Annotated in this window: 2 protein-coding genes and 1 pseudogene; 1 reads left to right on the top strand and 2 read right to left on the bottom strand. The window is 76.3% G+C overall.

From position 1 onward, the window contains the following. On the bottom strand, positions 1 to 1,777 hold a 1,777-nt coding region (locus tag ACFV0G_RS37825; protein WP_380557913.1), incomplete at its 3' end, for an ATP-dependent helicase. A gap of 230 nt (positions 1,778 to 2,007) precedes the next feature. On the opposite strand from ACFV0G_RS37825, the gene ACFV0G_RS37830 reads away from it, so the two are divergent. Next, complete coding sequence (locus ACFV0G_RS37830; RefSeq protein WP_380557916.1) at positions 2,008 to 2,259, top strand: mycoredoxin; 252 nt, start codon at positions 2,008 to 2,010, stop codon at positions 2,257 to 2,259. Positions 2,260 to 2,441: 182 nt separating this feature from the next. Here the strand turns inward: ACFV0G_RS37830 and ACFV0G_RS37835 are convergent. Continuing rightward, a pseudogene (locus ACFV0G_RS37835) lies at positions 2,442 to 2,898 on the bottom strand (hypothetical protein); the annotation flags it as partial.

A 2,898-nucleotide genomic window follows, 5' to 3' on the forward strand; every position in this document is an offset into this window, starting at 1 on the left:
GCCCGTCACGTAAGCGGGTCGGCCGGCGGCTCGCCCGGCCGCCCGGGGAGCGCGAGAGCGCCCAGGACAGCACGAGGTGCTGCCGGGCACGGGTCACCCCGACGTAGAGGAGCCGCCGCTCCTCCTCGATCTGCTCGTCGGTCTTGGCGTAGATGATCGGCAGGGTGCCCTCGGAGAGACCGACCAGGAAGACGGCGTCCCACTCCAGGCCCTTGGCGGCGTGCAGCGAGGCCAGCGTGACGCCCTCCACGGCGGGGGCATGCTGGGCGGCCGCCCGGGCGTCGAGCTCGGCCACGTACGCGGCCAGGTCGGCGCTCTCGCCGGCCTTCCGCCGGGCGGACTCGAACTCCTCCGCGAGCCGGACGAGGGCGGCCAGCGACTCCCAGCGCTCGCGGACCGCGCCGGAGCCGGCCGGCGGCGCGGGGGTGAAGCCGCGGGTGGCGAGCACCGCGCGGACCTGGCCGGCCAGGTCGGGGGCATCGGCGGTGAGCGGGTCGTCGGCGGCCCGGGCGGCGCCCTTGAGGAGCACGCCGGCGTCGCGGACCTCGGGGCGCTCGAAGAACCGCTCGGCGCCCTTCAGCTGGTAGGAGATGCCGAGGTCGGCGAGGGCCTGCTCGTAGACCTCCGACTGGCCGTTGGTACGGAAGAGCACGGCGATCTCGCTGGCCCGCACGCCGGCGTCGAGCAGCCGGCGGATCCGCTGGGCGGTGGACTCGGCCTCGGTGGGCTCGTCCGGGTACTCCGCGTACTCCGGCTCCGGACCGGGCTCGCGCTGCGAGACCAGTTCGAGGCGGTGCTGGGCGGCCTGGCCGCGGGCCTGCGAGAGGAGCCCGTTGGCGAGGTGGACGACCTGCGGGGTGGAGCGGTAGTCGCGGACCAGCTTGACCACGGTGGCGTCCGGGTGCCGGGTGCGGAAGTTCAGCAGGTAGTCCGGGGTCGCGCCGGTGAAGGAGTAGATGGTCTGGCTGGCGTCGCCGACCACGCAGAGGCTGGCGCCGCCGGCCGTCCACTGGTCGAGCAGCCGCTGCTGGAGCGGGGAGACGTCCTGGTACTCGTCGACGGTGAAGTGCCGGTACTGGGCGCGGACCCGCTCGGCGATCTCCGGGCGGTCCTCCAGGATGGCCGCGGTGAGCAGCAGCACGTCCTCGAAGTCGATGACGCCGCGGTCGCGCTTGGTCTGCTCGTAGGTGGCGTAGACCCGGGAGATCTCGGCCGGGTCCCGGGGGGCGTCGCGGCCGGACTTGGCGACGGCCGCCGGGTAGTCGTCCGGGACGATCTGGGTGACCTTGGCCCACTCGATCTCGCCGGTGAGGTCGCGCAGCTCGGTGCGCTGGACCCGCAGCCCGCTGCGGGCCGCGGCCTCGGCGACCAGCTGGACCTTGCGCTCCAGCAGCCGCGGCACCTCGCCCCCGACGGCGCGCGGCCAGAAGTACTGGAGCTGGCGCAGGGCGGCGGAGTGGAAGGTGCGGGCCTGCACGCCGTCGGCGCCGAGCTGGCGCAGCCGGCCGCGCATCTCGCCGGCCGCGCGGGCGGTGAAGGTCACCGCGAGGACCTGCTGCGGCTGGTAGACGCCGCTGCGCACGCCGTAGGCGATGCGGTGGGTGATCGCCCTGGTCTTGCCGGTGCCGGCGCCGGCCAGCACGCAGACCGGGCCGTGCAGGGAGGTCGCGACGGCGCGCTGTTCGGGGTCGAGCCCGGCGAGCACGGCGTCGGCGCCGACCGGGGCGCTGTCGTAGGGGTCGTGCGGGCCGGGCATGCCCAGGAGCTCTTCCTGCATGGCTACCATCCTCTCAGCCCGGCGGGCGGTGCGGACCGGACCGAACATCCTGGCATCCGCGGCCGACAGTCGGTGTCCCCCGTCCACAGGCCCGCCTGCCCGGTCCGATCATCACCACGCCGACCGGCGTGTGGCCTTCCGCACGCGCCCGGCGCGCGAGGAATGGCGGATGCACGCCGGGCGTTGGGACGCACGACCGCACGCCCCTCTTCCCGAAGGAGTACGACGCCATGTCCGGCACCGTCACGATGTACAGCACGACCTGGTGCGGCTACTGCAACCGCCTCAAGAGCCAGCTGGACCGCGAGGGCATCGCGTACTCCGAGATCAACATCGAGGAGGACCCGGCGTCGGCCGACTACGTCGAGTCGGTGAACAACGGCAACCAGACCGTCCCGACCGTGGTCGTGGTCTCCCCCGCCGGCGAGCAGAGCGTGCTGACCAACCCGAGCCTGCGTCAGGTCCAGGCCGCCCTGGTCTGACCGGCCGGATCCGGAGCGGGCCGGGGGGGGGCGGGGGGGGGGCCCCCCCCCCCCCGCCCGCCCCCCCCCCCCCCCGCGGGGTGTCTCGGCGGCCCCCGCGGGGGGCGCCGCGGAGCCGCGGGGGGGCGGCCGGGCTGGGGGGGGCCCCCGCCGCCGGCGCGTCCGGCCGCCCGCGGCCGCGCTCAGTGGTCGAGGTGGAGGTTCCAGACCGTGAGCCGGCCGCGCAGCTGCCCGAGGAAGCTCTGGTCGACCGCGGCGGAGGTCACCTGGAGCGCGGCGATCGGCGAGGGGCCGTTCACCAGGCAGACGGTGTCGCCCTCGGCCACGTCGAGCACGGTGAGCGCCTGGGTCAGCAGCAGGTCGCGGCAGGCCTGTGCGGTCGGCTCGCCCGGCCCGGTCCAGCGGGCCGCGGTGCCGTAGAGCTGCATCCCGCCGGTGCCGGGGATGACCACCGGCGCCCCGCCGCCCTTGTGCGGCGGAACGGGCGTCAGGTCGATGCCGTCCATCCCGAGCACCACCTCGCCGGACCAGCGGACGCCGGCGGCCTGCGCCGTGGGGGGCGGCCGCGGCGGGGGCGGCGGGGCGCGCGCGGGGGGCGCCCCCGGGGGGGGGGGGGGGGGGCCGCGGGGGGGGGGGGGC

Source organism: Kitasatospora sp. NPDC059571 (genome assembly GCF_042735675.1).
In the GTDB taxonomy this organism is placed as follows: Bacteria; Actinomycetota; Actinomycetes; order Streptomycetales; family Streptomycetaceae; genus Kitasatospora.

Coding starts and splice junctions, on each gene's coding strand:
- ACFV0G_RS37830 (WP_380557916.1), top strand. CDS start 2,008: ATGTCCGGCACCGTCACGATGTACAGCACGACCTGGTGCGGCTACTGC.